The 26,101-nt window shown below is 40.5% G+C and carries 18 protein-coding genes; 6 read left to right on the forward strand and 12 right to left on the reverse strand.

All coding sequences use genetic code 11. The annotated features are described in order from the left end of the window. Position 1 precedes the first annotated feature (1 nt). The 4 genes from ruvB to coaE all read left to right on the forward strand — a co-directional run bounded on the left by ruvB (position 2) and on the right by coaE (position 3,314). Positions 2–1,024, forward strand: coding sequence for a Holliday junction branch migration DNA helicase RuvB (gene ruvB / locus H561_RS0113265; protein ID WP_027387454.1), 1,023 nt, complete (start codon positions 2–4; stop codon positions 1,022–1,024). A 142-nt stretch (positions 1,025–1,166) separates the two neighbouring features. Further along, positions 1,167–1,778 (forward strand): FMN-binding negative transcriptional regulator, encoded by a 612-nt coding sequence (locus tag H561_RS0113270; protein WP_027387455.1) that lies wholly within the window; start codon positions 1,167–1,169, stop codon positions 1,776–1,778. Positions 1,779–1,802: 24 nt separating this feature from the next. Beyond that, positions 1,803–2,669 carry an MBL fold metallo-hydrolase gene (locus H561_RS0113275; RefSeq protein WP_027387456.1) on the forward strand — a complete coding sequence of 289 codons (867 nt, stop codon included), beginning with the start codon at positions 1,803–1,805 and terminating at the stop codon, positions 2,667–2,669. A 9-nt stretch (positions 2,670–2,678) separates the two neighbouring features. Then, positions 2,679–3,314, forward strand: coding sequence for a dephospho-CoA kinase (gene coaE / locus H561_RS0113280; protein ID WP_034762212.1), 636 nt, complete (start codon positions 2,679–2,681; stop codon positions 3,312–3,314). A gap of 122 nt (positions 3,315–3,436) precedes the next feature. Here the strand turns inward: coaE and H561_RS23335 are convergent, their stop codons facing one another. From H561_RS23335 to lpxB, 11 genes are all read right to left on the reverse strand, one after another. Then, entirely contained in the window at positions 3,437–9,901 is a 6,465-nt protein-coding gene (locus H561_RS23335; protein WP_051349383.1) for a GEVED domain-containing protein, read from the reverse strand. Between the two features lie 284 nt (positions 9,902–10,185). Beyond that, entirely contained in the window at positions 10,186–13,212 is a 3,027-nt protein-coding gene (locus H561_RS0113290; RefSeq protein ID WP_027387458.1) for a reprolysin-like metallopeptidase, read from the reverse strand. A 180-nt stretch (positions 13,213–13,392) separates the two neighbouring features. Then, the gene (locus tag H561_RS0113295; protein ID WP_027387459.1) at positions 13,393–14,055 is read right to left on the reverse strand and encodes a DUF6048 family protein; all 663 of its coding nucleotides are present in this window, start codon (positions 14,053–14,055) and stop codon (positions 13,393–13,395) included. Further along, positions 14,021–14,503 carry a DUF6452 family protein gene (locus H561_RS0113300; protein ID WP_027387460.1) on the reverse strand — a complete coding sequence of 161 codons (483 nt, stop codon included), beginning with the start codon at positions 14,501–14,503 and terminating at the stop codon, positions 14,021–14,023. Before H561_RS0113300 ends, H561_RS0113295 begins: the two co-directional genes overlap by 35 nt. Before the next feature lie 33 nt (positions 14,504–14,536). Beyond that, entirely contained in the window at positions 14,537–15,943 is a 1,407-nt protein-coding gene (gene rlmD / locus H561_RS0113305; RefSeq protein ID WP_027387461.1) for a 23S rRNA (uracil(1939)-C(5))-methyltransferase RlmD, read from the reverse strand. Between the two features lie 147 nt (positions 15,944–16,090). Further along, a complete protein-coding gene (locus H561_RS0113310) occupies positions 16,091–17,647 on the reverse strand; it encodes a TlpA family protein disulfide reductase (RefSeq protein ID WP_027387462.1) in 1,557 nt (518 codons plus the stop codon). Between the two features lie 135 nt (positions 17,648–17,782). Next, positions 17,783–18,550, reverse strand: a complete 768-nt coding sequence (locus tag H561_RS0113315) for a succinate dehydrogenase/fumarate reductase iron-sulfur subunit (RefSeq protein ID WP_027387463.1) — start codon at positions 18,548–18,550, stop codon at positions 17,783–17,785. A gap of 24 nt (positions 18,551–18,574) precedes the next feature. Beyond that, entirely contained in the window at positions 18,575–20,587 is a 2,013-nt protein-coding gene (locus H561_RS0113320) for a fumarate reductase/succinate dehydrogenase flavoprotein subunit (protein WP_027387464.1), read from the reverse strand. 16 nt (positions 20,588–20,603) lie between these two features. Then, positions 20,604–21,266 (reverse strand): succinate dehydrogenase cytochrome b subunit, encoded by a 663-nt coding sequence (locus H561_RS0113325; RefSeq protein WP_027387465.1) that lies wholly within the window; start codon positions 21,264–21,266, stop codon positions 20,604–20,606. A gap of 142 nt (positions 21,267–21,408) precedes the next feature. After that, on the reverse strand, positions 21,409–23,181 hold the full coding sequence (locus H561_RS0113330) for a ComEC/Rec2 family competence protein (RefSeq protein ID WP_027387466.1): 1,773 nt from the start codon (positions 23,179–23,181) through the stop codon (positions 21,409–21,411). A 148-nt stretch (positions 23,182–23,329) separates the two neighbouring features. Then, positions 23,330–24,433, reverse strand: a complete 1,104-nt coding sequence (gene lpxB / locus H561_RS0113335; RefSeq protein WP_027387467.1) for a lipid-A-disaccharide synthase — start codon at positions 24,431–24,433, stop codon at positions 23,330–23,332. A 163-nt stretch (positions 24,434–24,596) separates the two neighbouring features. Between lpxB and H561_RS0113340 the strand changes: the two genes are divergently transcribed. Then, a complete protein-coding gene (locus tag H561_RS0113340) occupies positions 24,597–25,106 on the forward strand; it encodes a DUF2480 family protein (protein WP_027387468.1) in 510 nt (169 codons plus the stop codon). An 83-nt stretch (positions 25,107–25,189) separates the two neighbouring features. Continuing rightward, complete coding sequence (locus H561_RS0113345) at positions 25,190–25,855, forward strand: DUF937 domain-containing protein (RefSeq protein ID WP_027387469.1); 666 nt, start codon at positions 25,190–25,192, stop codon at positions 25,853–25,855. Between the two features lie 60 nt (positions 25,856–25,915). On the opposite strand, the gene H561_RS23660 is transcribed toward H561_RS0113345, so the two are convergent. Further along, a complete protein-coding gene (locus H561_RS23660; RefSeq protein WP_081411662.1) occupies positions 25,916–26,035 on the reverse strand; it encodes a 30S ribosomal protein THX in 120 nt (39 codons plus the stop codon). Positions 26,036–26,101 lie beyond the last annotated feature (66 nt).

Genomic DNA, 26,101 nt, shown 5'->3' on the forward strand with positions numbered 1-26,101 from the left:
AATGCCTGATTTTTTACATCCCGATAAAGACAATTTTTCCCGCGACGAGCTAATGCAGGAAGAACAGATCCGTCCGCAGAGCTTTAAAGATTTTGCAGGGCAGAGAAAGACCCTAGACAATCTCGAAGTTTTTGTGAACGCTGCCAAAAGACGTGGTGGAGCCCTGGATCATGTTTTGCTGCATGGCCCTCCCGGTTTGGGTAAAACCACCCTCGCCAATATCATTGCCAATGAACTTGGCGTCAGCTGCAAGATTACCTCCGGCCCTGTGCTGGATAAACCGGGCAGCCTCGCCGGCTTACTGACCAACCTGGAAGAAAACGATGTTCTTTTTATTGATGAGATCCACCGTTTGTCGCCTGTTGTGGAAGAATACCTGTATTCTGCCATGGAGGATTATAAAATTGACATTATGCTGGAAACAGGCCCGAATGCGAGAAGTGTCCAGATCAGCTTAAATCCTTTCACTTTAGTAGGCGCAACGACCCGAAGCGGAATGCTGACGAAACCGATGCTGGCAAGGTTCGGAATCCAGAGCAGACTGGAATATTATACGATTGAATTGCTGTCGATGATTATTATCCGGAGTGCCCGGGTTCTCGGCGTGAGAATTTATGAAGATGCTGCCATCGAAATCGCCAGAAGAAGCCGCGGAACCCCGAGAATCGCGAATGCACTTTTGAGAAGGGTACGGGATTTTGCCGAAATAAAAGGAAACGGCGAAATTGAAATCAACATCACCAAATATGCGCTGGATTCTCTGCATGTAGATGAATTCGGACTGGATGAAATGGATAATAAAATCATGCGCGTTATGATTGAAAATTTCAGAGGAAAACCTGTGGGGATTTCTGCCCTGGCCACCTCAATCGCAGAAAATCCGGAAACCTTGGAGGAAGTATATGAACCTTTCCTGATCCAGGAAGGATTTATCATCAGAACCCCGAGGGGCCGCGAAGTAACGGAGAAAGCCTATAAACATTTGAATATTCCCATACCGAAAAACCCGGGAGAGCTTTTTTAAGCTAGGTTTCAGACTTGCTTAACCGCAAATATTAATATATAAGCATAAGTTAATTTCAGAACATTTAAATATATGAATACATATCATCGCATTTCAAGCTTAAAACTAAATTTTGCAGATTTTAAAAGGAAAGTAATTTAGAATGTATATTCCTAAACTTTACAGAAGCGAAGATTATAACCTGATGAAGGAAATCATCAGGGAGAATGCCTTTGCTTTATTGGTTTCTTCGGTTGGCAAGATCAGGGCCACCCATTCCATGATGATGCTGAATGAAGATGACCCGGAAAACAGATACGTCGAAACCCATATTTCAAGAGCCAATTTTCAGGCAAAAACACTGAAAGACGGTGATGAGGTTCTTTGTGATTTTTTAGGGGCTCACAGCTATATTTCGAGCAGCTGGTATGATCATATCAATGTTTCAACCTGGAACTATGAAGCGGTGCAAGTCTACGGAAAGGTACAACTGATGGATCGGGAAGAACTGTACAGGCATCTGGAAAAATTAACTTCCCGGTTTGAAAAAAACCAGCAGTGCCCGATGACGGTTAAAGATATGGGAAGGACATTTGTAGAGAAAGAAATGAAAGGTGCCTTCGGCATCAAAATAATCCCGGATGAGATTTTCATCAAGCAGAAACTTTCCCAAAGCCGAAAAGAGCATGATTTCCGGAATATTATCTCAAATCTTGAGAACGGAAATGACAATGATAGAAAAATAGCCGATCAAATGAAAAAGCTAAAACGATAAGACACGATAAAAACTTAATATTATATGAAATTATATCCAATACAATGCGGAAAATTTAAACTGGATGGCGGCGCCATGTTCGGAGTCGTCCCGAAAAGTCTGTGGGAGAAAACCAACCCGGCAGACGAAAGAAACCTGATTGAACTGGGAACCCGTTCCCTCCTTGTAGAAGACGGAAAGAAACTGATATTAATTGACTGCGGCCTCGGCAGTAAGCAGGATGAAAAATTCTTCGGGCACTATTCGCTTTGGGGAGATGACAGCTTGGATAAAAACCTGAAAAAATACGGCTTTGTAAAAGAAGATATTACCGATGTCTTCCTTACCCACCTTCACTTTGACCACTGTGGCGGCGCCATCGAATGGAATGATGATAAGACAGGCTACCGGCCGGCTTTTAAGAACGCACAGTTCTGGTCAAATGAAAACCATTGGAAATGGGCGACAGAACCTAATCCAAGGGAAAAGGCCAGCTTCCTGAAAGAAAATATCCTTCCGATCCAAGAAAGCGGACAGCTGAACTTTGTCTCACTTCCCAATACAGGAAATTACGGCTTCATGCCTGACCTGAAAATGGATGTGATTTTTGTAGACGGCCATACGGAAAAACAGATGCTGCCCGTTATCCAGTATCAGGAAAAAACGGTTGTCTTTGCCGCAGACCTGATTCCCACCTCCGGACACATCAACCCGGTTTATGTGATGGGATATGATACACGGCCTCTTTTAACAGTAGAAGAAAAAGGAAAATTCCTGAAACAGTGTATAGATAATGAGTATCTGCTGTTCTTTGAACATGATGCCCATCATGAGCTGGCCAGCCTTAAAATGACCGAAAAAGGCGTCAGGCTTGATGAAACCTTTAGTTTTAATGATGTTTTCGGATATTAATTTTTAACAATGGAAGAATTACATTCAGAAAACCTTTCGATAGAACCGGACCCGTTATCGGCACCTAAAGTTATCGGCCTTACCGGAGGTATCGGATCAGGAAAAACCACCGTCGCCCATTTCATTGAAGAATTCGGATTTCCTGTCTATTATTCAGATGGCCGGGCAAAGACGATTGTGAATGAAGACGAGGTTTTAAAGTTAAAGATAAAAGAACTTTTAGGAAATGATGCCTATGACACCGACGGACTGTATGACAGAAAACTGGTAGCCGAAAAGGTTTTTAATGATAAAGAACTGCTTCATCAGTTAAATGAAATCATCCATCCTGCCGTCCGGATTGATTTTGAAGAATGGCTACAACGCCAGACCAAATATCTGGTTTTTAAAGAGACCGCCTTATTGTTTGAATTAAAGCTCAACAAGGAATGCTATAAATCTCTCCTAATTACTGCCGAAGACAATATCAGGATCAAAAGGGTAATGGACCGGGACGGCAAAACCTACCGCGAAGTACAGGCTGTTATGGAAAAGCAGATGCCTGAAAAAGATAAAATAAAACTCGCAGACTGTGTCATTCACAACAATACGAATATAGACGATTTAAAGGACCAGACTGAAAAGGTCATCTTCGATATCGAATAAAAACAAAAGCCCGTTGGAAATAATTCTAACGGGTTTCTTATTGTTGGCTATTGATGCACATCCAATAAAAATAGGCTCCCGTTTCCGGGAGCCTATTACGAATAATTAATATTAAATGTAACCTATTCTTTGATAAATTTCTTCTGGGCAGAAATATCGTTTCCGTCCTGAATGTCTATTACATAAACACCATTTATCAGGTTATGCACATCTATGTTATTGTTTAGGATAATTCCGCTGGATACCAACTGTCCTGCAGCATTATAGATCTTATAATTCGCTTTTTTGCTGATATTTTTCACATATAATACTGTTTTAACCGGGTTAGGATAAATTAATATCTCCGTCTGGTTAACCGGGTTAGGAACAGGAAGTTTAGAAATCCTTACGGTATAATCTTCCACTTCGCCGTTAGGGAAGTTAGCACAGTTTACCGGAATTGCATCTTTTGCCATCGCGACTCTCATTACTACATATTTATAATCTGTCAAGCTGATGAATGCATCTGCAGGTACCGTAAATGTTCCGCTGGCCGTAGCGTCCGTATTCGGATCAGCAGCCAAGATTCTTTCGTTGATATCGAAATAACCGTTCCTGTTGAAATCAATCCAAACTGCTACCCCTGCCTTCGCACTTCCCGTAAGCTTTTTGTCAATGGTAATCTGGTTTCCTGTAGAACCCTGTACCAATTCAATAAACTTAAGAGGGTTACCTGTAAAGTCTGAATAATTAGAAGCATTCGATGCATTTTCCATTTTCAGTTTGCCATTCGGCGTAACGGTGACTTTTGAAATGTATTCCGTAAATGCTGCAGAGTGCATCTGACAATATACGATGGTTGGCGTTGTAAAGAAATACGGCAGCGTATAATTAGCCGGCGTACCGTTACATACATTTGCTACCTGCATTTCATACTGCGTAAGTTCAGTCAGGCCGGTTAATGTCACTGTGCTGGTATTAACCGTTACGGTTGTCCAGCTGGGAATACCTACTTTTCTATATCTTAAGATATAAGTAGCTCCAGGGAAAGGATCCCACACTACGACTGCAGTAGTCGGTGTAAGATTAGTGATCGTTAATCCCGGAGGAGGCAGTTCACAGATTCTCTCTGTCGTAAATACTTTAGGATTCGACCAAGGATTTACTGTGGTTTCACCGTTACAGATATTGGCTACCTGCACTTCATACGTTGTATACGGACTTAAACCGGTAAGGGTATAGGTGTTTAAAGGCGGAGTTGTAACATTGACTGTTACCCATCCTGCAGTTCCGCTTCCTACAATCCTGTATCTGATCTGATAGGTAGAGCTTGCTGCTATAGGAGCCCAGCTGACTACCGCAGAGGTTGATGTTACCGTACCGATCGTTACATTCGGAGGTGTAGGGTCACATCTCGTTGTGAAGGTCTGCGTAGCCGTAAATGCTCCAGGAGAAGTTCCGCAGCTTGAAGCAATCTGTACTTCATATTGGGTTGCAGGTGTCAGTCCTGATAGATTTAACGGCGGGTTTCCTGTTAATGTAGAAGCTACTACCTCTGTCCATGTACCTGTACCGGAGACTCTGTATCTTACAATAAAGGTAAGACTGCCCGTAGGTACTGTCCACGTAACATTGGCAGAAGTATGTGTGATCGTATTAAATGCCAAATTGGTAGGCATCGTTGAAGAACAAGGTCTTAATTTTACCGCATAATCTTCAACTTCTCCATTGACAGCATTCTGACACATTACCGGTGCGCTTGAACGTTTCAGAACCACTCTCATGGTTGTCGTTAACTGACCGCTATACGCGTTTGCAGGCACATTGAATAATGCTGTTACCGGCGTAGTAGCGCTTGCAGCAGAAGCCATGATCTGTTCTGAAGTTTCAAATACACCATTTCTGTTAAAGTCAATCCATGCAGATACGGCATCACTTTGTGCAGATCCGGACCATCCTTTGGTTACGGAAATTTTATTTCCTGTAGAACCGATCTCTAAATTAACCAGGGTAGCCGGAGCCGTATAGCTGATATAATTTGTCTGAACGGATGTATTGCTCATCGGAGGAATACCAGGGTTAACTGAAGTCATTGTCACATTGGAAATGAAATCGGTAGTTCCCGTCCCCGTCATATTACAGTACGTGATCGGAGTTGTGGTAAATGGTATAGATGTAGACCAAGGTCCCTGGGTTCCGCCACAAATTGTAGCGACCTGTACTTCATACGCCGTCTGTTCTGTAAGACCTGTAATATTATAGCTGTTTCCTGTAATAGGAGCTGGAGATACATTCCAAGGTCCGACAGGATTGGTCGTTCTCCATCTCACCAGGTAAGTGGCACCTGTAGAAGATATCCATGAAACTGTAGCTGTAGTAGCTCCTACGTTGGTCAAAGTAATACCTGCCGGTACTGCTGTAGTACATGGCTGGATATCAACGAATTTAACCTGATAATCCTCAACTTCTCCATTACTTGTAAGAACTGAACAAGCATCAGTTGGTGTAAGGAAATACACAATCACACGCATTTTCACCTTATTGGTACCTGCGTAAGCTCCTGCCGGAACAGGGAACGTAGCAGTAACCGGTGTTGTCGAAGAGTATCCTAAATTCATGATTCTCTCTCCGCCGGGAACCGTTGTCGGATTATTGTTGAATATTCCGTCTCCGTTAAAGTCGATCCATGCATACGTAGAATAAGTACCTGATGTTATGGTTCTTCCTACGGAAAGTAAATTATTTGTAGAGTTACGGGCTAATGTGATAATCTTCGTAGCATCATTAGAGTAATCCGTATATACACTAGGGCCGGAGTTGTTGGACATAGCCGGAGTATTGGTACCGGATACCGTAATGTTATTAATATAGGCATCAGTAACCGTTGCTGTCCCTGAATTACAATATGAAATTGCAGGTGTGGTAAAGTTTACAGAACCTGACCATGCACCGGTAGCACCGCCACAGATCGTTGCCACCTGTACCTCATAGATAGTGGAACCATTAAGGTTAGTAATCGTATAAGGATTGGTTGCTGCTGCAATAGTCGTCCATGCACCCGTTCCCGTTCTGTACCTCAACGTATAGGTAGCTCCTGTTGCATTGATCCATGAAACCAAGGCAGTAGAAGCTGTTATGTTGGAAACAACAATCGGAGACGGCGGAGCTGTCGTACAAGGCGAAAGATCAATGATCTTAACCGCATAGTCTTCAATTTCCCCGTTCGCCACTGTAGCACAAGGATCCGTAATAGTGCTGGTAGAGAAGATCACTCTCATTCTAAGCGTCAACGGACCATTGTAAGAAGTTGTAGGAACCGTAAAGGTTGCTGTAATCGGTGTTGTTGTACTGGTTGTGGTATTGATTACCCTTTCATTCGTTTCAAAAATACCGTTTCTGTTAAAGTCAATCCAGGTTCCAACCGCTAGCGAAGAGGTAGTAGTGCCTAACCATGATTTAGAAACAGAAATGCTGTTATTGGTAGAAGTACGAACCAGTGTGATTAATTTGGCAGGATCAGCAGAATAGTTTGTATAGGTATTCGCGCCTGAGTTATTGCTCATCACATAAGAGTTCGTAGGGGCAATCGTTACGTTTGAAATATAGCCGTTCGTGTTATTGCTTGAAGTAATCGGACAATAATTAACTGCAGGCGTTGTAAACGGCATCGGTGCAGTATAGGTTCCTGTAGTTCCGGAACATATATATGCAACCTGAACTTCATATTGGGTTTGTTCCGTTAAGCCGTTAATGGTGTAAGAACTGGTTGTTAAAGGAACTGTAGTCCAAACGGTAGAACCCAATGGTCTGTACTGTAATACGTAGGTAGCACCTACAGCAGGATCCCACATTACATAAGCAGAAGTAGCTGTAATATTGGTTACCGAAAGGTTCAGCGGAGCATTGCTCGTACAAGGAATCGGCTGGATCAGTTTCACAGCATAATCCTCTACTTCACCATCCCCGAAACTCTGACACATTACAGGAGAATCAAAATATCTCATAGCCACTCTCATTCTTGTTGTTGCCGGACCGTTATAGGCCGTTGCCGGAACGTTGAATGTAGCGGTAACCGGAGTGGTTGCACTGGCCGGAGAAGTCATCACCTGTTCGTTGGCTTCAAAAATTCCGTTTCTGTTAAAGTCAATCCAAACTCCTACAGCCTCACTGTAACTAAAGCCACCAGGATAGAATTTAGATACAGAAACTGTATTTCCGGTGGATCCGATAACCAAGTTTACCAAAGCACTTGGTGTAGTTGTATAATCAGTATAAGTAGATCCTACAGAGTTATTGCTCATTACCGGTGCACCTACAGGAGTTACGGTAACATTTGAAATATATTCTGAAGCAAAATTACTGGAAGTCATAGTACAGTAGTTAAGCCCTAAAGTAGTAAAGTTGACCGATGCAGAGAAAGGCCCCTGAACACCTGTACAAACTGTAGATACCTGAACCTCATACTGAATACCATCGCTTAAGCCTGTCAGGTTTATAGAATTTCCTGTTGACGGCAGTGTAAGCCAGGTTGTACTTCCTAACGGACGGTACTGAACTATATACGTTGAGTTCGCTGTAGCTGTCCATGAAACGGTTGCTGTTGTCTGTGTAATCGCTGAAACAGCAATACCTGCCGGAGCGGCTCCGGTACAGCTGGCTAATGAAGCCACTGTGGAACTTCCGATAGCATAGAATACGTTTCCGATAGAACTTACCCTGATTTTAACGGTACCACCCAATGTAAGACCGGTTAAGTTTATAGACTCATTACCATCATTAGCCGTAGAAGCTGCAGCTACTGTCCAGGTTACCCCGTTATCAGTGGTATAGTCAATTTTTACATTGGCTACATTATAAGGGGCAGCTGTTGTATTCACAACATCCCATGTAATATTGGTAGGACCATTATTATAAGCTGTGGTGCTGGTCACTTTAAAAGGGCCGTTATTACCCACAACAATCTGCTGATTGGCAAACTGAGTCTGCTGCTGATTCGCTACCGGATTATTATCTCTTACAGTTACCCGGAAATTAGTTGTTCGGGCAACGGTAGAAACAGATTCCCAGCCGTTATTGGAATTATTTAAAACCCCTGCCAGCACTGAAGATAATTTAGGAAAATATCTCGTTGGGCTTGTCGTCGGATTAAATGATCTGAACGATGCACCCGTAGCAGTGGTTCCTAAATTATTTTTATTAATCGTAATAGATGCATTATCTACTTCTTCCCAGGTATACGTCATTGGGTCGTTTTCAGCATCGGTTGCAGAAGCTGTTAAGACAAATGCCGTTCCTTTTGGAATATTGTATGTCGGTAATGCCGCAATAACAGGCGGGTTATTGGTAACGGCAGTTTCCACATCACAGGTTTTACTGGTAAGGTTATTCTGAACCTGTGTAATGCTTACCGCATGGAAATAGGGATCTGAGTGTGCCTGAACATCTGTGTTAGGACCTGTAATCCCTGCATATCCCATAATAGTTGAACCTGAACCCGGCTCAACATTGACACCTGAACCTTCCAATCCATGAGAGAACGTATGATTGGCTCCCAATTGATGGCCGATTTCGTGCGCTACATAGTCAATATCAAAATTATCGCCCTGTGGAATACCGTCTGCAGGAGAAGTATATCCTGAGCCTTTACCATTAGGCACCGAACTGCTTGGATTTACACAAACGCAGCCTATACAGCCTGCATTACCGCCTCCGCCTGAAGCACCGAATAAGTGACCGATGTCGTAATTGGCGTTACCAACGTTAGCCGTAAGCGTTTGTTGCAATTCTCCGTTCCATGCACCGCCTGCACCAGCTGCTGCCGGTGAGTAAGGATCCGTAGCAGGATTGGTGTAGATAACACCCGGATAATTTTGCAGATCCAGATGCAGGGCAAAGTCTTTCTCAAATACCCCGTTTACCCTGGTTAAACTGGCATTGATTGCCACTAAGGCATTGGCAACAGTTCCTCCAAAAAACTGGGTATATTCTCCTGTTACGGACATCACCAGTCTCATCGTTCTGTACTTTTTGTCAGAAGATTTTGCAAAATTGGTCGTCTGGTTAGAAAAAGCTTTACCGGTAGTGTACAGGTTTTCTATCTGTTGTTTAGACAGCCTGTCTTCATTCATCGAACACAGGAAACCTTCATTGCTTTTATCAGTTTTCGGATGCACACCGTAAACTGTTTTGGACTTGTCAGCCGGCTCTATGAATTCATACTGACCCTCTTTGATAATCATCGACTGAAAATCATCAGGGGCAAGACTGAACCTCAGGTACTTGCCGGGATCATCAATCCCAACGCCCACATAGGAGCCTAATTGATACTGGTTTGCCAGTTCCTTCACTACCACAGGGAAGCTGTAAACGGCAAACCTTTCGATTTTTCCTTCTAAAGTTGGCAAAGAGATGGTGACGGGCTTTGCATTTTTGCCCGTTTCCTGCGCTTTTGCCAATTGAGACTTTAGTAAAGAAATGTCTAGAGAATAATAGTTCTTAATATCAGAACCTGCTTTGGATTTTTCTCCCCTGAATGTTGTCGGACTCCATTGTGCACTGGTTATCGCAAACAAAAAGAGGAAAAAGAAAGAAGTAAAATTTTTCTTCATAACTTTCTCAATATATTAATTAAACAAATCTAATGATTTTTTATTATTAATTTATAAATGTAACTATTTTTTTTATATAAATTCCATAAGGATTTGAACCATGTAATCAGAATAAACAAACCCATAAACAGTTTATCATGTTTAAATAGTTAAATCTCACTGATTAACTACAAGGTGAGCAAATCCTTCCTTTTACTAAATAAAATATGATATCCGATAATATAAAAAAAACAAAAATCCCCGGCCTTGCCGGGGATTTCTTATGATAAATATTTAATATTTAATTATTTTTTAATGAATTTAGAAGTGAACGCTTCTTTTCCTTTTTCTTCAATGGTAATCACATAATTTCCTTTGATTAATTCAGAAACATTAATCTGTCCTCTGTTAATATTACCCTGTCTTACTAACTGACCGGCAGCACTGTAGATTTTGTAAGATGCTTTATCAGAAACTTTAGTAATGTTCAGTATATCTGATACCGGGTTCGGATAAATCTGAATATCATTTTTAGGACCTGCTATATCGTTGGTCGCTAATGAATTTCCGGTAATAACTACATTATAGTCTTCTATTTCACCATCAAAATTCTCTCCACAGGCAAGGCTGGCAGGTAATGACGCACCTACATTTGGACCAGCACCTATATAAAATCCTAAGACTCTCATTCTCAAAGGCTGTCCTTCCACTGCATCGCTTGGAATGGTTACGTTACTAGTAACTACAGTCGGTGATGGTGTCAGAGCTACAGGATAATTCAATACCTTTTCCGAATCACTGAATACACCGTCCTTATTAAAATCAATAAATGCTGCTACCGCATCATAATCCGGAACATCAGGATTGCTAAGCGTAACAGACATAGGGTATGTAGTTCCCTTTGTTAAATTGATCTGAAGCGCAGTACTCGTAGTATAGTTTGTATAAGTACTGTTTGCCGAAGTATTATTTATATTAGCAATGGTTACGTTTGAAATATATTCATAGTCTGAACCACCAGAATTTGCAGTACAATATACAAGAACAGGGGTACTAAAGTTTACTGAAGTTGAATATGTGCCAATTGTAGTACCACAAACCAAGGCGACCTGAACTTCATACGCTGTTCCATCTATTAAATTGCTGATGTTAACGGAAGGAACTGTTGTATCAGCTTCCGTCCATACCGTTGTACCCACTTTTCTGTAACGAACCTTGTAGGTTGCACCAGTATATGACATCCATGATATGCTAGCTGTAGATACGGTGATATTACTTACCACCACATTGGTCGGCGCAGCACTGCTACAAGCAGAAAGCGGCCCGATGGTAACCGGTCCTACTGCATAAAATACATTACCGATAGAGGAAACTCTCACTTTGATTGTCTGCCCATTTAGAGAAGTAGGAAAAGTAAAGTTTTCAGTCCCGTCATTCGGTGTAGAAGCAGCCAATACAGTCCATGTAGTTCCGTTATCTGTTGTATAATCAATCTTAACGTTAGCTACACTGTAAGGAGCAGCAGTAGTATTTGCTACGATCCACTGAATCGGAGTCGGTGTATTCACGTCAGCATACTGATTCGCTAATCTGAAAGGCCCGTTATTTCCTACAATAATAGTCTGAACTTTAAAATCCGATTGCTGCTGAAGCACATTCGGGTTATTATCTCTTACGGTTACTGCAAAGTTTGTAGTCCTTGCTTTAGTAGATACCGCTTCCCATGTATTGTTTGTGTTATCTAATACTCCATTCAATACAGAAGTAAGTTTAGGAAAATATCTTGTTGGGTTAGTACTTGGAGGAGAAGATCTGAAAGAAGCTCCTGAAATTGTATTCCCCAAGTTAAATTTATCTGTAGTAACTGATGCATCATCAACTTCTTCCCAAGAATAAGTCATCGGATTACCTTCAGCATCTGTAGCCGAAGCCGTTAAAACAAATGCAGTCCCTTTAGGAATATTATAAGTAGGCAAAGCGGCAATTACCGGTGGATTATTGGTAATCGGAGTTTCTACATCACAGGTTTTAGCAATTAAATTTTCCTGAATCTGGTCTATACTTGCAATATGGAAATATGGATCCGAATTTGCCTGAACATCCGTATTAGGACCTGTAATCCCTGCATATCCCATAATGGTAGAACCTGAACCCGGCTCCATGTTAACACCACTGCCTTCTAAATTCATAGAGAATGTGTGGTTTCCTCCCAACTGATGCCCCATTTCGTGAGCTACATAGTCAATGTCAAAACTATCCCCCTGAGGAATAGCATTTGCAGGAGAGGTAAATCCTGAGCCTTTTCCTAAAGGTACATTAGTTGTGGGATTAACACATACACATCCGATACATCCTGCATTCCCTCCGCCTCCGGATCTTCCGAATAGGTGCCCGATATCATAGTTAGTATTTCCTACATTAGTGGTCAATGCGGTTTGCAATTGCTGGTTCCAAGCACCTGCAGCTCCAGCAGTAGCACCAGAATAAGGATCTGATGCTGCGCTAATATAAATTATGCTCGGATAATTTTGCAGATTCAGGTGTAAAGCGAAATCTTTTTCAAAAACACCGTTTACTCTGGTTAAAGTAGCATTAATAGCAGCAAGTGCAGGAGCTCTTTTTTGATCATCAGTCGCAGTAGCTGGTACACCAGCCTGCGTCATAAAATATTGAGTATATTCACCTGTAACAGACATTGCCAATCTCATTGTTCTGTATTTCTTATCAGAACTCTTAGAAAAATTTGTTGATTGGTTTGAAAATGACTGCCCTTTCTTTAATAAAGCATCAATCTGTTTTTTAGCTCCCGGAGCTTCATCTGTAGAACATAAAAACCCACCCGCATTCTTTTTGGTTTTAGGATGAACACCATATACTGTTCTGTCAGTAGAAGTTGGTTCGATAAATTCATATTTATCTCCATTTATAACCATCGATTGAAAATCGTTTGGAGCAAGACTGAATCTTAAATATTTAGTCGGATCATCAACACTGGTTCCTACATAAGAACCTAACTCATATTTGTCTGCCAGTTCTCTTACAACAACCGGAAAACTATATACATTAAATCTTTCAATCTTCCCGCTCATCGTAGGAAGAGAAATTACAACAGGAATTGCATTCGGTCCCATTTCCTGCGCATTGCTCAATTGGGATCTCAGGAGATTCAGGTCTAATTTATAGTACCCGTTACTTCTTACACCCGATTGATTTACGCTAAATCCTGTACCTCTTTTACTATTGTCTGCCTTTTTAAAGGAAGTTGGTGTCCACTGACCGAACACAGCACCTCCTACCAAAGTAAACATTAAAGTAGTAAGTAATCTTTTCATAAATTAATTTAATTATAATTTTTTCCAAATGTAACCATTTTACACATTACATCATTAAAAAAGCATAGTGTTTTTTTACAATAACCCTGTTAAAATAAAGTTAATCCTTGAAAAATAAAAACTCCGGCACAAACCGGAGCTTTATATTATAAATAATTTTTGAAACAATAATACCTATATTTAAAACTTATACGCAATATTCCAAGCGAATCCCATATTGAATTTGGAAGAGCTTTTTCCGAACCCGGGAACGATCATCGGCTGGATTTCATCCTGTTTTGTAGTAGCAACCATATACCTCGGCTGAAGATTTACATCAATGAAAAAATCAGATTCAAACAACTGAACCCTTCCTCCGATAGTCCCTTCAAGCCAGTAAGACGACTGCGTGGATGAAGGAAACCCTACAGAGGAACTGCTCCCTCCAAATCCACGGACCGGAACAGCCTTATATTCCTGCGTATAAAATGAGCCTCCGATTTTTCCACCTCCGTAAAACCCGTTGAATTCATTTTCAGGGTCTTTGGCCAGCATATAAAAGGCACCCAGTTTCAGGAAAGGACCGCTGGCTTTTGCATCATAGCTGTTTTTCTGATATACATTAGACTCAAAACCGGCTTCAACAATACCGTGAATATTGTCTTTTATTTTTGATGATATAAATCCCTGGTACAGTTTCCGGTCTGAGAAAAAAGAAACGCCAGCATTGAGAATGTCTCCGCCCACCATAAAATTAGGCTCATATTTCCATTTTTCTTTTTTAACCTCTTGGTTGTTATCCTGGGCAAAGCCCAACATACATATTATGCTAAAAAAGAAGGTAAAGATTTGTTTTGTCTTCATTCTCTATAAAATTTTGTCCGGACTGTATACTTTGTACCGGATTGGTTGTTGCAGGATCCAGTACCGGATTTAAATTTTCATACATTTTCTTAATACCGCATCCCGGGGAAACATAAATGGACTTTGTTGTGTAACTTACTCTTATCTTGGATTCTGCCCCTTTATTGGCAATTCTAAAATAAATGTCTGTATAGGGTGTATCATCCACTCTTAATGGTATGACCCGTGAAGTAATCTTGGTCTGTACGCCCAATTGAACTTTTCCGGAGCCGTAGTCTACCGCTACATAGAGTGAATCAAGAGTTTTTTCCTTTCCGCTTTCCGCATTCAGAAAAGAGACTTTCATCCTCGGAGTTCCTTCTCCACTCTCACAAATGTCATCATCGCCCCCACATGAAAAAAGGAGGTTTAAAGAACAGACTGCTATGAGGAATTTAAAATATTTCATAATAAGATCTGATGGTATTCAAATGTATATAAATTATTTTTTAATCAATAATGCAATATTTTCCACATGATGGGTTTGCGGAAACATATCTACCGGCAGAATTTTCACTACCGTGTACTGTTCTTTCATTAAAGCCAGATCCCTAGCCTGGGTTGCTGAATTACAGCTGACATACACTATTTTTTCAGGAGCCAGTTTTAAGATCTGTTCCACCACTTTCTGGTGCATCCCGTCTCTGGGCGGGTCTGTAATCAGGACATCTGCCTTCGGATGGTTCGCAAGGAATTCATCGTTGAAAATATCTTTCATGTCCCCGCAGTAAAAAGTAGTATTGGTAAGGCCGTTCAGCTCCGCATGTTCTATCGCTGCATCAATCGCTTCCTGGACAGATTCAATTCCGATCACCTGTTTTGCGTTTCTGGCGACATACTGGGCAATCGTACCTGTCCCCGTATATAAATCGTATACGACTTCTTCGCCTTTCAGATCAGCAAATTCCAGCGTCTTCCGGTATAATTCAAGAGCCTGTCTGTAGTTGGTCTGAAAAAATGACTTCGGGCCGATTTTAAATTTCAGTCCATCCATTTCTTCCATTAAAAAACCTTCCCCGAAATATACATTGACATTCAGATCATAGATCGAATCATTGGGTTTAGGATTGATGGCATAGACCAAAGTTTTAATCTGCGGAAATGTCTCCAGCAGAAATTCAAAAAGATTTTCTCTGTTCTGTTTTTCTTCTCTGTACAGCTGAAAAAGAACCATCCACTCTCCTTTTGAGTTCTGTCTCATCATTAAGGTCCTTAAAAACCCTTCCTGATTTCTCACATCAAAGAATTCCAGGCCGTGTTCTACGGCATATTCCTTTACCGCCAGCCGAATGGTATTTGAAGGATCTTCCTGCAGAAAACATTCTTTAAGATCAAGAATCTTGCTCCACATTCCGGGAATATGGAAGCCAAGCGCGTCCCTATTGCCGAAATTTTCTTCAGAGCTTATTTCATATTGGGTTAGCCATCTCGCATTGGAGAAAGAGAACTCCATTTTGTTTCTGTAAAAATACTGTTCTTCAGACCCCAGAATAGGAAGAGTCTCAAAATCACTAATCCCACCGATTCTCTTAATATTGTTATAGACTTCTTCCTGCTTGAAATCCAGCTGTTTTTCATAGCTCATATTCTGCCACTTACAGCCTCCGCAGACACCGAAATGAATACATTTAGGATCTACTCGGTAAGGTGATTTTTCAAGCAAATCAATAACTTCCCCCTCGAAGTATTTGGATTTTGATTTTTTCACCCTTACATTAACAACGTCTCCCGGAATTGCCCCTGAAACCATAACCGTCTTCCCTTCTTCCGTGCGGCCGATGGCCACGCCTTTGGCACCAGCATTTAAAAGTTTTATATTTTCAAGAATGAGATTCTTTTTCTTTTTCATCCGTAATTTTCTGTTTGTCTGATGGATTTTTTTAGTCCCATCAAAAGTTCTGTTTTTTATCAGCTAAAAACTGCTGATTTATTTTGCAAAAATACAATAAAAAAAACCTTATCCGAAGACAAGGTTTTTATATGTATTGAATTTAAATTATTTTGTCTGGGCCGGTTGTGGATTTGCCTGTACAGGTGTCTGCTGTTGTGCCGCTGCCGCAGGATCCATTCCCATGCCTGAACCCGGCTGCTGTAACTGAACATCAGGATTTACTTTCGGAGCGGAAAGCCCCGTCTGTTTATCCAGAACGGTTACCAGTTCAGGATCTCCAAGGTTGAAGAACGGCTTGCTTGCAATTTTACCGTCTTTGTCTACAATGACAAAACAAGGCAATTTGAAACCATACACACCGTATTTCTTGGCAATATCGGAATTTAATCCGCCGTCGGCATAAACATTTGCTCCGTTTATTCCTTTTAATAAAGAGTTGCTTGTTTTTACAAACTGATCTTTGGTATCGTCTACATTTACAAAAACGAAATTCATTTTAGACTTATAGAAATTCACCACTTCTTTTAAGACAGGAATGGTAGCTTCCCCGATATAAGGATTCCATGAAGCATAGAATGTTAACAGATAAGGTTTTCCTTTGTTATCCGCAAGGTTATAAGATTTCCCGTCTGCTTTAACCAATGCGGCTTCAGGAGCCTGCTCCCCTATTTTGAAACCGTTGATGGCAAACTGGATTTTCTTCAGATCTTCTTTAATATCAGCATCCTTAATATCCGTATCAATGATTTTTTTGATTTTCTCAATCGTTTTCTCAGGAGAACCCGGATGAATATCCGACTGCGCCATTACAAAAGCCAGTAAATAATCTTTGGCGGTCTGCGAAAGGTCTTTCTGGTTTTTCTTCAGATATTCTGAAAATAATTCCGAAGTGGTAATATCTTTTTTTCCTGCACTGTTGGCCTGTGCATATTTCTGGAAATCAGGACTCATTTTTGTTAAAAGATACTGTCTGTAGTAAGGATTTTCCTTTACCATCACTTCTTTATTTTCCTGAAGCTTGTTTTCAAAATCAGTGAAAGCTTTCGTCACTTTAAAAGATGGGTTGCCCATTTGCTTATGGCTCGTGTCATATTGATTCATAATCGTAAGCAAAGTACTGGCAAGATCATTTTTCTTCCATTTGATAATTTCATCATCCGGATTGAACTTTTTAACGTTTTCTTCGATATTTTTATTGATATCAGCCTGCACCTTTTCCATTCCTTTTAAGAATGTTCTTTCATCCTTCATCATCAGCTCGTTCATATTAACCGTCTGAGCATAAGTAGAAAGGTATTTTTGGGTTGCCGTAAAGAAATCATTGTTATTCTTAGCATCACCCGTGATCACATATTCAGAAGGGAAAGTGGCCCCATTGCCTGAGATTTCAAGCTTCTGGCCTCCTTTTAAATAAATTAAATTTTGTTTCCCGCCATAGGACATTACATACATCCCGCTTTTAGGAGCTTCAAAGGTTCCTGCAAATGTTCCGTCTTTATTGATACCGATATTGATTAATGGTAAAGTGGCTACGCCTGAAGCCTCAATAAACTCGATTCTTTCTAATGGAGAACCGCCTGTAATTTTTCCTTTTACTTCAACTTTTTTAGAGCAAGACATCGCAAAAACAGCGATGATAAACAATAAAAGATATTTTTTCATTTCGAATTTTATAATTAGGCAAAAATAAGTTTTTCAGTAAACTTAATACAATTAAATACTATTTTTATGAAAGATTTAACTAAAAAAATCGCCATCCGGTAAGGAGACGATTTTTCAGGTATATTAAATCAATTTTTATGCTTTGTCAGCCAGAGCCACGATATACTCACGGTTCATTCTGGCAATGTTTTCTAGGGAGATGCCTTTCGGGCATTCCACTTCACAGGCACCGGTATTGGAACAGTTTCCGAAACCTTCTTCGTCCATAGCCGTTACCATGTTCAACACTCTTCGTTTCGCCTCCACTCTACCCTGAGGCAGAAGAGCAAACTGAGATACTTTAGCGCCTACGAACAGCATGGCAGACCCGTTTTTACACGATGCCACACAGGCACCACAGCTGATACATGCGGCAGCATCCATTGCTTTGTCCGCGTCTTCTTTAGGAACCGGGATTGCATTGGCGTCCAATGTATTTCCTGAAGTGTTTACCGAAATAAAGCCGCCGGCAGCCATGATCCTGTCAAATGCACTTCTGTCTACGATTAAATCTTTGATTACCGGGAAAGCAGCACTTCTCCAAGGTTCAATAACGATGGTCTCACCGTCTTTGAACATTCTCATGTGAAGCTGACAGGTAGTGATCCCTGTGTCCGGACCGTGTGCCCTGCCGTTGATATAAAGCGAACACATCCCGCAGATCCCTTCACGACAGTCGTGGTCGAAAGCAATCGGCTCTTTTCCTTCGTTAATAAGATTTTCGTTAAGGATGTCCAGCATTTCCAAAAATGATGAATCTGTGGATACATCCGATATTTTATAAGTCTCAAACTGACCTTTAGATTTATTATTTTTTTGTCTCCAAATTTTCAGCGTAAGATGTAAGCCTTTTTTTGCACTCATAATTGTATATTTAAAGATTGGAGATTATTTGTAACTTCTCGTTTTTACCTCGATGTTATCATAGATCAGGTCTTCTTTATGCAACACTTCTGTATTGATATCATTCCCCTGATACTCCCAGATTCCGACATATTTGAAGTTCACGTCATCTCTTTCCGCTTCTCCGTCCGGAGTAGAATGGTCTTCACGGAAATGGCCTCCACAAGATTCATTTCTGTGCAGCGCATCTATAGCCATCAACTGACCCAATTCAAGGAAGTCTGCTACCCTGAAGGCTTTTTCAAGCTCCGTATTCATCCCGTCATTATCACCGGGCACATTTACATTTTTCCAGAAATCGTTTCTTACGGCTTCAATTTCTCTGATCGCTTCTCTCAACCCTTCAGGAGTTCTTCCCATCCCTACTTTGTTCCACATGATGTGTCCCAATTGCTTGTGGAAATAATCTACTGAATGCGCACCTTTATTATTTAAGAAGAAATCAACTTTCTCTTTAATTCCTTTCTCAGCTTCGTCAAATGATGCAGACGCTGTAGGTACCGTTCCCGTTCTGATATCCGAAGAAAGGTAATCTGCAATAGTGTAAGGAAGTACAAAATATCCGTCAGCAAGCCCCTGCATCAAAGCGGAAGCTCCCAGCCTGTTGGCGCCATGGTCTGAGAAATTGGCTTCTCCGATCACAAAACATCCCGGAATGGTAGACTGAAGGTTATAATCCACCCAAACTCCTCCCATGGTATAGTGAACCGCAGGATAAATCTTCATTGGTGTTTTATAAGGGTCATCAGCCGTAATCTTCTCGTACATTACGAATAAGTTACCGTACTTTTCCTCTACCCAGCTTTTACCAAGGTCGTAAAGCTGCTGGTCTGTAGGATTCTGGATATGTTTTTCAATGGCGGCTTCTCTACCTTTTTTCATGATCTCTGTTGAGAAATCAAGGTAAACGCCTTCCTTGGTATCATTATTTTCAATTCCGTAACCGGCGTCACATCTTTCCTTGGCTGCCCTGGAAGCAACGTCCCTAGGCACAAGGTTACCGAACGCAGGGTATCTTCTTTCCAGATAATAATCCCGGTCTTCTTCTTTGATGTTTTCAGGTCTCAGCTTGCCGTCTCTGATGGCAACCGAATCTTCAATTTTCTTAGGAACCCAGATTCTTCCGGAGTTTCTTAAGGATTCAGACATCAGTGTCAGTTTAGACTGCTGGGTTCCGTGAACCGGAATACATGTCGGGTGAATCTGTACATAACAAGGGTTGGCAAAATATGCTCCCTTTTTATGAATTTTCCATGCTGCGGAAACATTGGATCCCATGGCATTGGTAGAAAGAAAATAAACATTCCCGTATCCTCCCGAAGCAATAACAACGGCATGTGCGGAATGTCTTTCAATTTCCCCGGTTACCAGGTTTCTTGCAATGATTCCTCTGGCTTTTCCGTCAACAATGACAAGATCCATCATTTCGTGACGGTTGTACATTTTGATCCTTCCTTTACCGATCTGGCGGCTCATGGCAGAATAGGCACCTAATAACAGCTGCTGTCCGGTCTGTCCTTTTGCATAGAATGTTCTTTTCACCTGAACCCCACCGAATGAACGGTTATCCAACTGACCTCCGTATTCTCTGCCGAAAGGAACGCCCTGAGCAACACACTGGTCTATAATATTGGCAGAAACTTCAGCCAGTCTGTAAACGTTGGCTTCTCTTGCCCTGTAGTCACCTCCTTTAATCGTATCATAGAATAACCTGTACGTAGAGTCACCGTCTCCCTGATAGTTTTTAGCAGCATTAATTCCTCCCTGCGCAGCAATTGAATGTGCTCTTCTCGGAGAATCCTGATAACAGAATGCCTTTACATTGTAGCCCTGCTCAGCTAAAGTAGCCGCCGCAGAACCTCCTGCCAAACCTGTTCCCACAACAATAATATCAATCTTGTCTCTGTTGTTCGGGGCAACAAGGTTCATATGGTCTTTATGATTTTTCCACTTATCCTTTAAAGGACCTGCCGGAATTTTTGAATCTAATTTACTCATAATTATTATACTGATATTATTGAGTTACAAAATGAAAAACTGCGATAAAAATAAAACCTGCCGGGATCAGGATAGAATACCATTTCCCTAATGCCATAATTACCGGGGTATATTTGGGATGCCTCGCTCCGATCGACTGAAATGAAGACTGGAAACCGTGACCTAAATGCAATCCCAATAAAATAAAGGAAATCACATAGAGAATGACCCTCCAGACATCTTCAAACTTTGCATGAAGATCCCCCCAGAAACGGGATTCTTCTACCGGTAATCCGTCTATGTATTTGTAATTCATCTCATGAAACCAGAAATCATACATATGAAGAAAAATAAAAGCCAAAATCACAGCCCCGGAAATAATCATATTTCTGGACATCCAGGTTGAATTGTGAGAAGGATTGTTTGATTCATATTTAACAGGACGTGCTGACCGGTTTTTAATTTCCAAAACAAATCCCATTACAAAATGGAATACCACAGCAAATATCAGAACCGGCTGCATTATAAATTGAATTAAGGGATTATACCCCATAAACTGCGAAGCATTATTGTAAGCACTCTCACCAAAAACCGACAAAAGGTTTACAGTAAGGTGCATCACCAGAAATATCAGCAAAAAAATAGCCGACAATGCCATAGCATACTTTCTACCTATCGTAGAACTTGTTAAACCTGCCATATAAGTTTAAATTTGATTTTCAACAAAATTAAGAAATGTTAACTACAACAAAAAGTGAGAAATCTCACAAAAAGCCAGTTTGTAATGTTTCTAAATAAGAATGTAAAGCATTTTAAATAAAGAAAAAATAAAAATCTGCCCTTTAATTTAAAGAATATGTTTTGCCGTTACAGGTAACTGCCTGTACAGATGCCGGAAGATATCTAATCTCGACATTCCTTAGCCGCCGTGAGGACCGGTAAGGGTTAATAATAAACTGAACGGTTTTATCACGGTCTGCATTTTCCGTAATCCAGAAGCAGGCTTTGTCCCCTTTCTTTACGGACAGTATTTTATTATTGGAGAATTCATGAACGAGAATTTCCGTTTTTTGATTTTCATAGATGTTAAAGCTGAACCTTAAGATAAAAAAAACGAGAACAGCCATAAGAAATCTGGCAGAATTTCTGAAATTTAATTTTAAGACCACAAACCTTATCAGATAAACAATGCCAAACAGGGAAAGCACCTCAATAAGATTCATTGGAATATTATCAAAAAACACGGTATTAAAACCTGCGAACCAGTGAATAACCTTCAGCAAAACCTGAATAACAAAGTCATAAACCATATCAATCAGATTAAAATCAAGTCCGAAGGCTATTAAAGCAGTCATGGCAAAAGACAGTACTATAATAATCTCCGAAAACGGGACAATAAAAAAATTAGCAACAATTGAGATGAATGAGAACTGATGGAAATAATACAGAACCAAAGGAAGTGTGGCCAGCTGCGCAGACAGGGAAACAGAAACCGTATTGAAAACGATCTTTTTAAACCAATGGTCCTGTTTGGGAAAATATTTTAATATCGGCTGATTCAGCCAGAAGATCCCGAGAACAGCCATAAAGCTCAACTGAAAACCTACGTCAAAAACCTGTTGCGTATCAGCAATTAAAATAATAAAAGCCGAAAGCGACAAAGAATGCAACAGGTCAGGCTTTCGCTGAAGCAAAACATAGATAAAATAAACCGTCAGCATAATACTGGAACGTACCACCGAACTTCCGAAACCGATAAATATGGTAAAAAGCCAGATAAAAACAAGACTTGAAATAATGGCATATTTCCTGAGCTTCAAAGGTAAAATCTTAATCAAAATCAAATAAAACAATCCGAAAATCACTACGATATGCGTCCCTGAAATGGCCAGGAAATGCACCAGCCCCGATCTGTTGAAATCCTGAACCGTCTGCGCATCGATTTCAGTGCGGTCTGCAAGGATAATGCCTTTTAAAAACTCCCGTGATACTGGGGACATTTCGGTGGTATTAATATTCTGCAGAACTTCTAATCTGTTCTGAGAAAATTTTTCATATATACTCAGATCACCTCTTTCTGAAGACACTACTGACTCAGTGATATAACATTGATAATCAATATTCTTACGCCCTAAATATTGTGCATAATCAAACTGGAAATCGTATTGAGGAGATTTTGGTTCTGATATATAAGCCTGCGTTTTATAATAATGGTTAAAGTCTAACAGTTGTTCACTTTTCGGAATATATAAAACGGCATTGAAATGCTCTTTTCCAGCCTGCACCGACGCCTCATACTTCCGGTTCTTTTCATTTGAATTAAGTTTCCTGGAAATCCTGAAAACAATAGTTTGATTCTGAGAAGGCAGAATAGCCTGATGAGAAGGAGGAGAATTGAAAAAATGCAGAACAATCCCTATCCCGAAAAACATGCATCCCAGCAGATAAGGTTTTGCTTTATAAAAGAAATAAGGCTTAAAAAATGTAGAGATCAGAACAGCGAGACAAAACCCGATAATAAAAGAAGTAGAATTTTCGCCCAAAGAAAACTGATCCTGAAAGAAAATCCCGAGGATAAAGCAGATGACCAGAATAAGAAGCGGCTGTTTATTCAAAATCAAAATTTGTGGTATCCAAAAATATTTATTTGAATAAAATTTTGCAAATCAACAGCTTAATTTTTTAAAAATAGGATCACATTCATCCTGAAAAAGAATAATCGCAGAAAAATTTCCTTCGATTATTTATAAATAATTAAAATTTTTAAGCTTTTAAAATGATCTCAGCTGCCTTTTCGCTGGCTCCTTTCCCGCCAAGCTTTTCCCTTAACAGTTCGTAATCTTTAAAAACATTGAATCTTTTATCCGTTTCCAGAATTTTATTCAGTTCGTTTACCAGATTACCGGTATTCAGTTCGTTTTGAATAAGCTCTTTTACTACTTCCCGGTCCATAATCAGATTAACCAGTGAAATGTATTTGATATTTTTCACCAGTCTTTTGGCAATGGCGTAAGAAATTGCACTCCCTCTGTAACACACTATTTCAGGGACATTCAGCAGAGCCGTTTCCAGGGTTGCCGTTCCGGAAGTTACAAGTGCCGCCTTTGAACACCTCAGCAGATCATAGGTTTTATTGGACACAAAATGAACATTGTCATCCACATACTTTTCGTAAAAATCTTTAGGGAGGCTGGGAGCACCGGCAATAACAAACTGATAGTCTTTGAAATAAGGCCTTACAGACAGCATAATATCCAGCATTTTTTCCACTTCCTGCTTTCTGGAGCCTGGCAGTAAAGCAATAATTTCTTTTTCATTCAATCCATGATCCGCCTTAAAATAGTCTTCTTCGATATCCTCAAGGGTCGAAATGGCATCCAGCAACGGATGGCCTACAAAATGGGAATGAATGCCATGCTTATTGTAGAACTCTTTTTCAAAGGGAAGAATCACCATCATCTCATCCACATACTTTTTAACGATCTCTACCCTGCCCTCTTTCCAGGCCCAAAGCTGCGGGGAAATGTAGTATATTACTTTTATTCCCAGTTCCTTGGCAAATTTTGCAATTCTTAAATTAAATCCCGGGTAGTCAACCAGGATTAAGACATCCGGCCGGTTATTTCTTATATCTTCCTTACAAAACTTAATGTTGTTCAGAATCGTTTTCAGGTTCATCGCCACTTCAAGAAATCCCATAAATGCAAGATCCCGGTAATGTTTTACCAAAACTCCGCCCTGTGCATACATCAGGTCACCGCCCCAGAACCTGAATTCTGAACGTGAATCCTTTTCTTTTAAAGCTTTCATCAAATTACTTCCGTGCAGATCTCCGGAAGCTTCTCCTGCAATAATATAATATTTCATCCCTTTTGAAATCTTTTATTTGTTTTGGCCATCAGCAACCTCTTGTTAATTTTATTTTCCCGGGTAATGGTTAATTATGGGAGGTTTCTATGACAGGAATAGAGAACAAAATAAGATCCTTATCATCTTAATTTGTAAATTTGTTCAAAGATAATGATAAAAAATGTCAGAAGAATTTGAAATCCGAAATAAAGTTGCAGAAAGTGGCCTTATCAATTTTGACCTTACCGACTTGATTCCGAAAGGCATCAGAAAAGGTATCGACCTGAAAGATTTCCTTTTTATGGAAATGATTTTAAAAGAAAAGGATTTCCGTGAAAAAGTAGCAGCCATTGACGTTGAAGAATACCGAGATGCTTACGTATATATTTACAATTCCGCAGAGGCTATCGTCCCGCTTTGGGCCTATTTTTTAATCACGGCCAGGCTTGCAGAAGTAACTAAAAAGATCGTTTTCGGAAACCGTGAAGATCTTGAGGTTCTTTTAATGCATAATGCCGTTCAGAAGTACGACTTTGAAGGAATGAGAGGAAAGCGGGTTCTGGTAAAAGGCTGTTCAGATAAAGAAATCCCTGAAAATGCGTATATAGAACTGGTAGAACAGCTGCAGCCCATTGTTAAATCACTGATGTTTGGTGAAGCCTGTTCCAATGTTCCGATCCTGAAAAATTGAATACAGAACCCCTCAGGCTGTGTTTAGAAATTTAGGGAATATTTTTTGCTAGGTTAGTGTATCAATCCAAATATGCACAGACTATGAATTTAATTGATTTACTTACAGGAAATACAGGTACCCAGGTGGCTGAAAAAGCCGAGCAGAAATTCGGGATCAGCAGAAACCAGATTATTGCTTTGCTCGCAGTAGCCGCGCCGCTGATCATTTCTTATCTCCGTAAAAAATCCCAGGATTCCAAGGAGGCCGAATCTCTGAACAGTGCTCTGGATAAAGACCACGATGGAAGTATTCTCGATGATGTTTCGCAGGCAGAGGCACGGCAGGACGAAGGCGGTTCCATTCTGAATCATATATTCGGAGGCGACAAACAAAATGTGGAAAACAAGCTTTCCCAGAATACCGGGATTTCCATTGATAAGATCGGTCCTGTTTTATCCATGCTGGCCCCCATTATTATGGGATATATCGGCAGGGAGAAACAGCAGAACAATGTAGGCGCAGGAGGTTTGGGGGATCTTTTAGGAGGAATTTTAGGAGGTGCGCAAACTCAGGCCCAGCAACAGCAGTCTAACCCGCTGAATGATCTTTTGGGAAGTGTCCTTGGTAAAAATGATTCCCAATCATCAGGTGGCGGAAATCCGTTAAATGACATTCTGGGGAACATCTTAGGCGGAGGAGATCCGAAGAAACAGCAAAGCGGAGGTGGATTGGGAGATATCCTGGGAAGCTTTCTGGGCGGAAAATAATTAATTTAATTTTGTTATATAAAAAAGGCCTGGGAAAATATTCTCCGGCCTTTTTATGATTTAGCTCTTTGCTTTTTCTTCTGAAGCAGTGACTGGTTTTGAAGCTTTTCTCAGCCTTCTTTTTCCATAGCTTCCGTTGTTGATTTTACCTCTTCTGGATTTTCTGTCTCCTTTTCCCATAATAATAGATGTTTAGTTGATTTCTTACGAAATTAGAAAATATACCCTGAAAATAAAAACTGAGGC

It is taken from the genome of Chryseobacterium gregarium DSM 19109, assembly GCF_000430845.1.
GTDB classification, from domain to species: Bacteria; Bacteroidota; Bacteroidia; order Flavobacteriales; family Weeksellaceae; genus Chryseobacterium; species Chryseobacterium gregarium.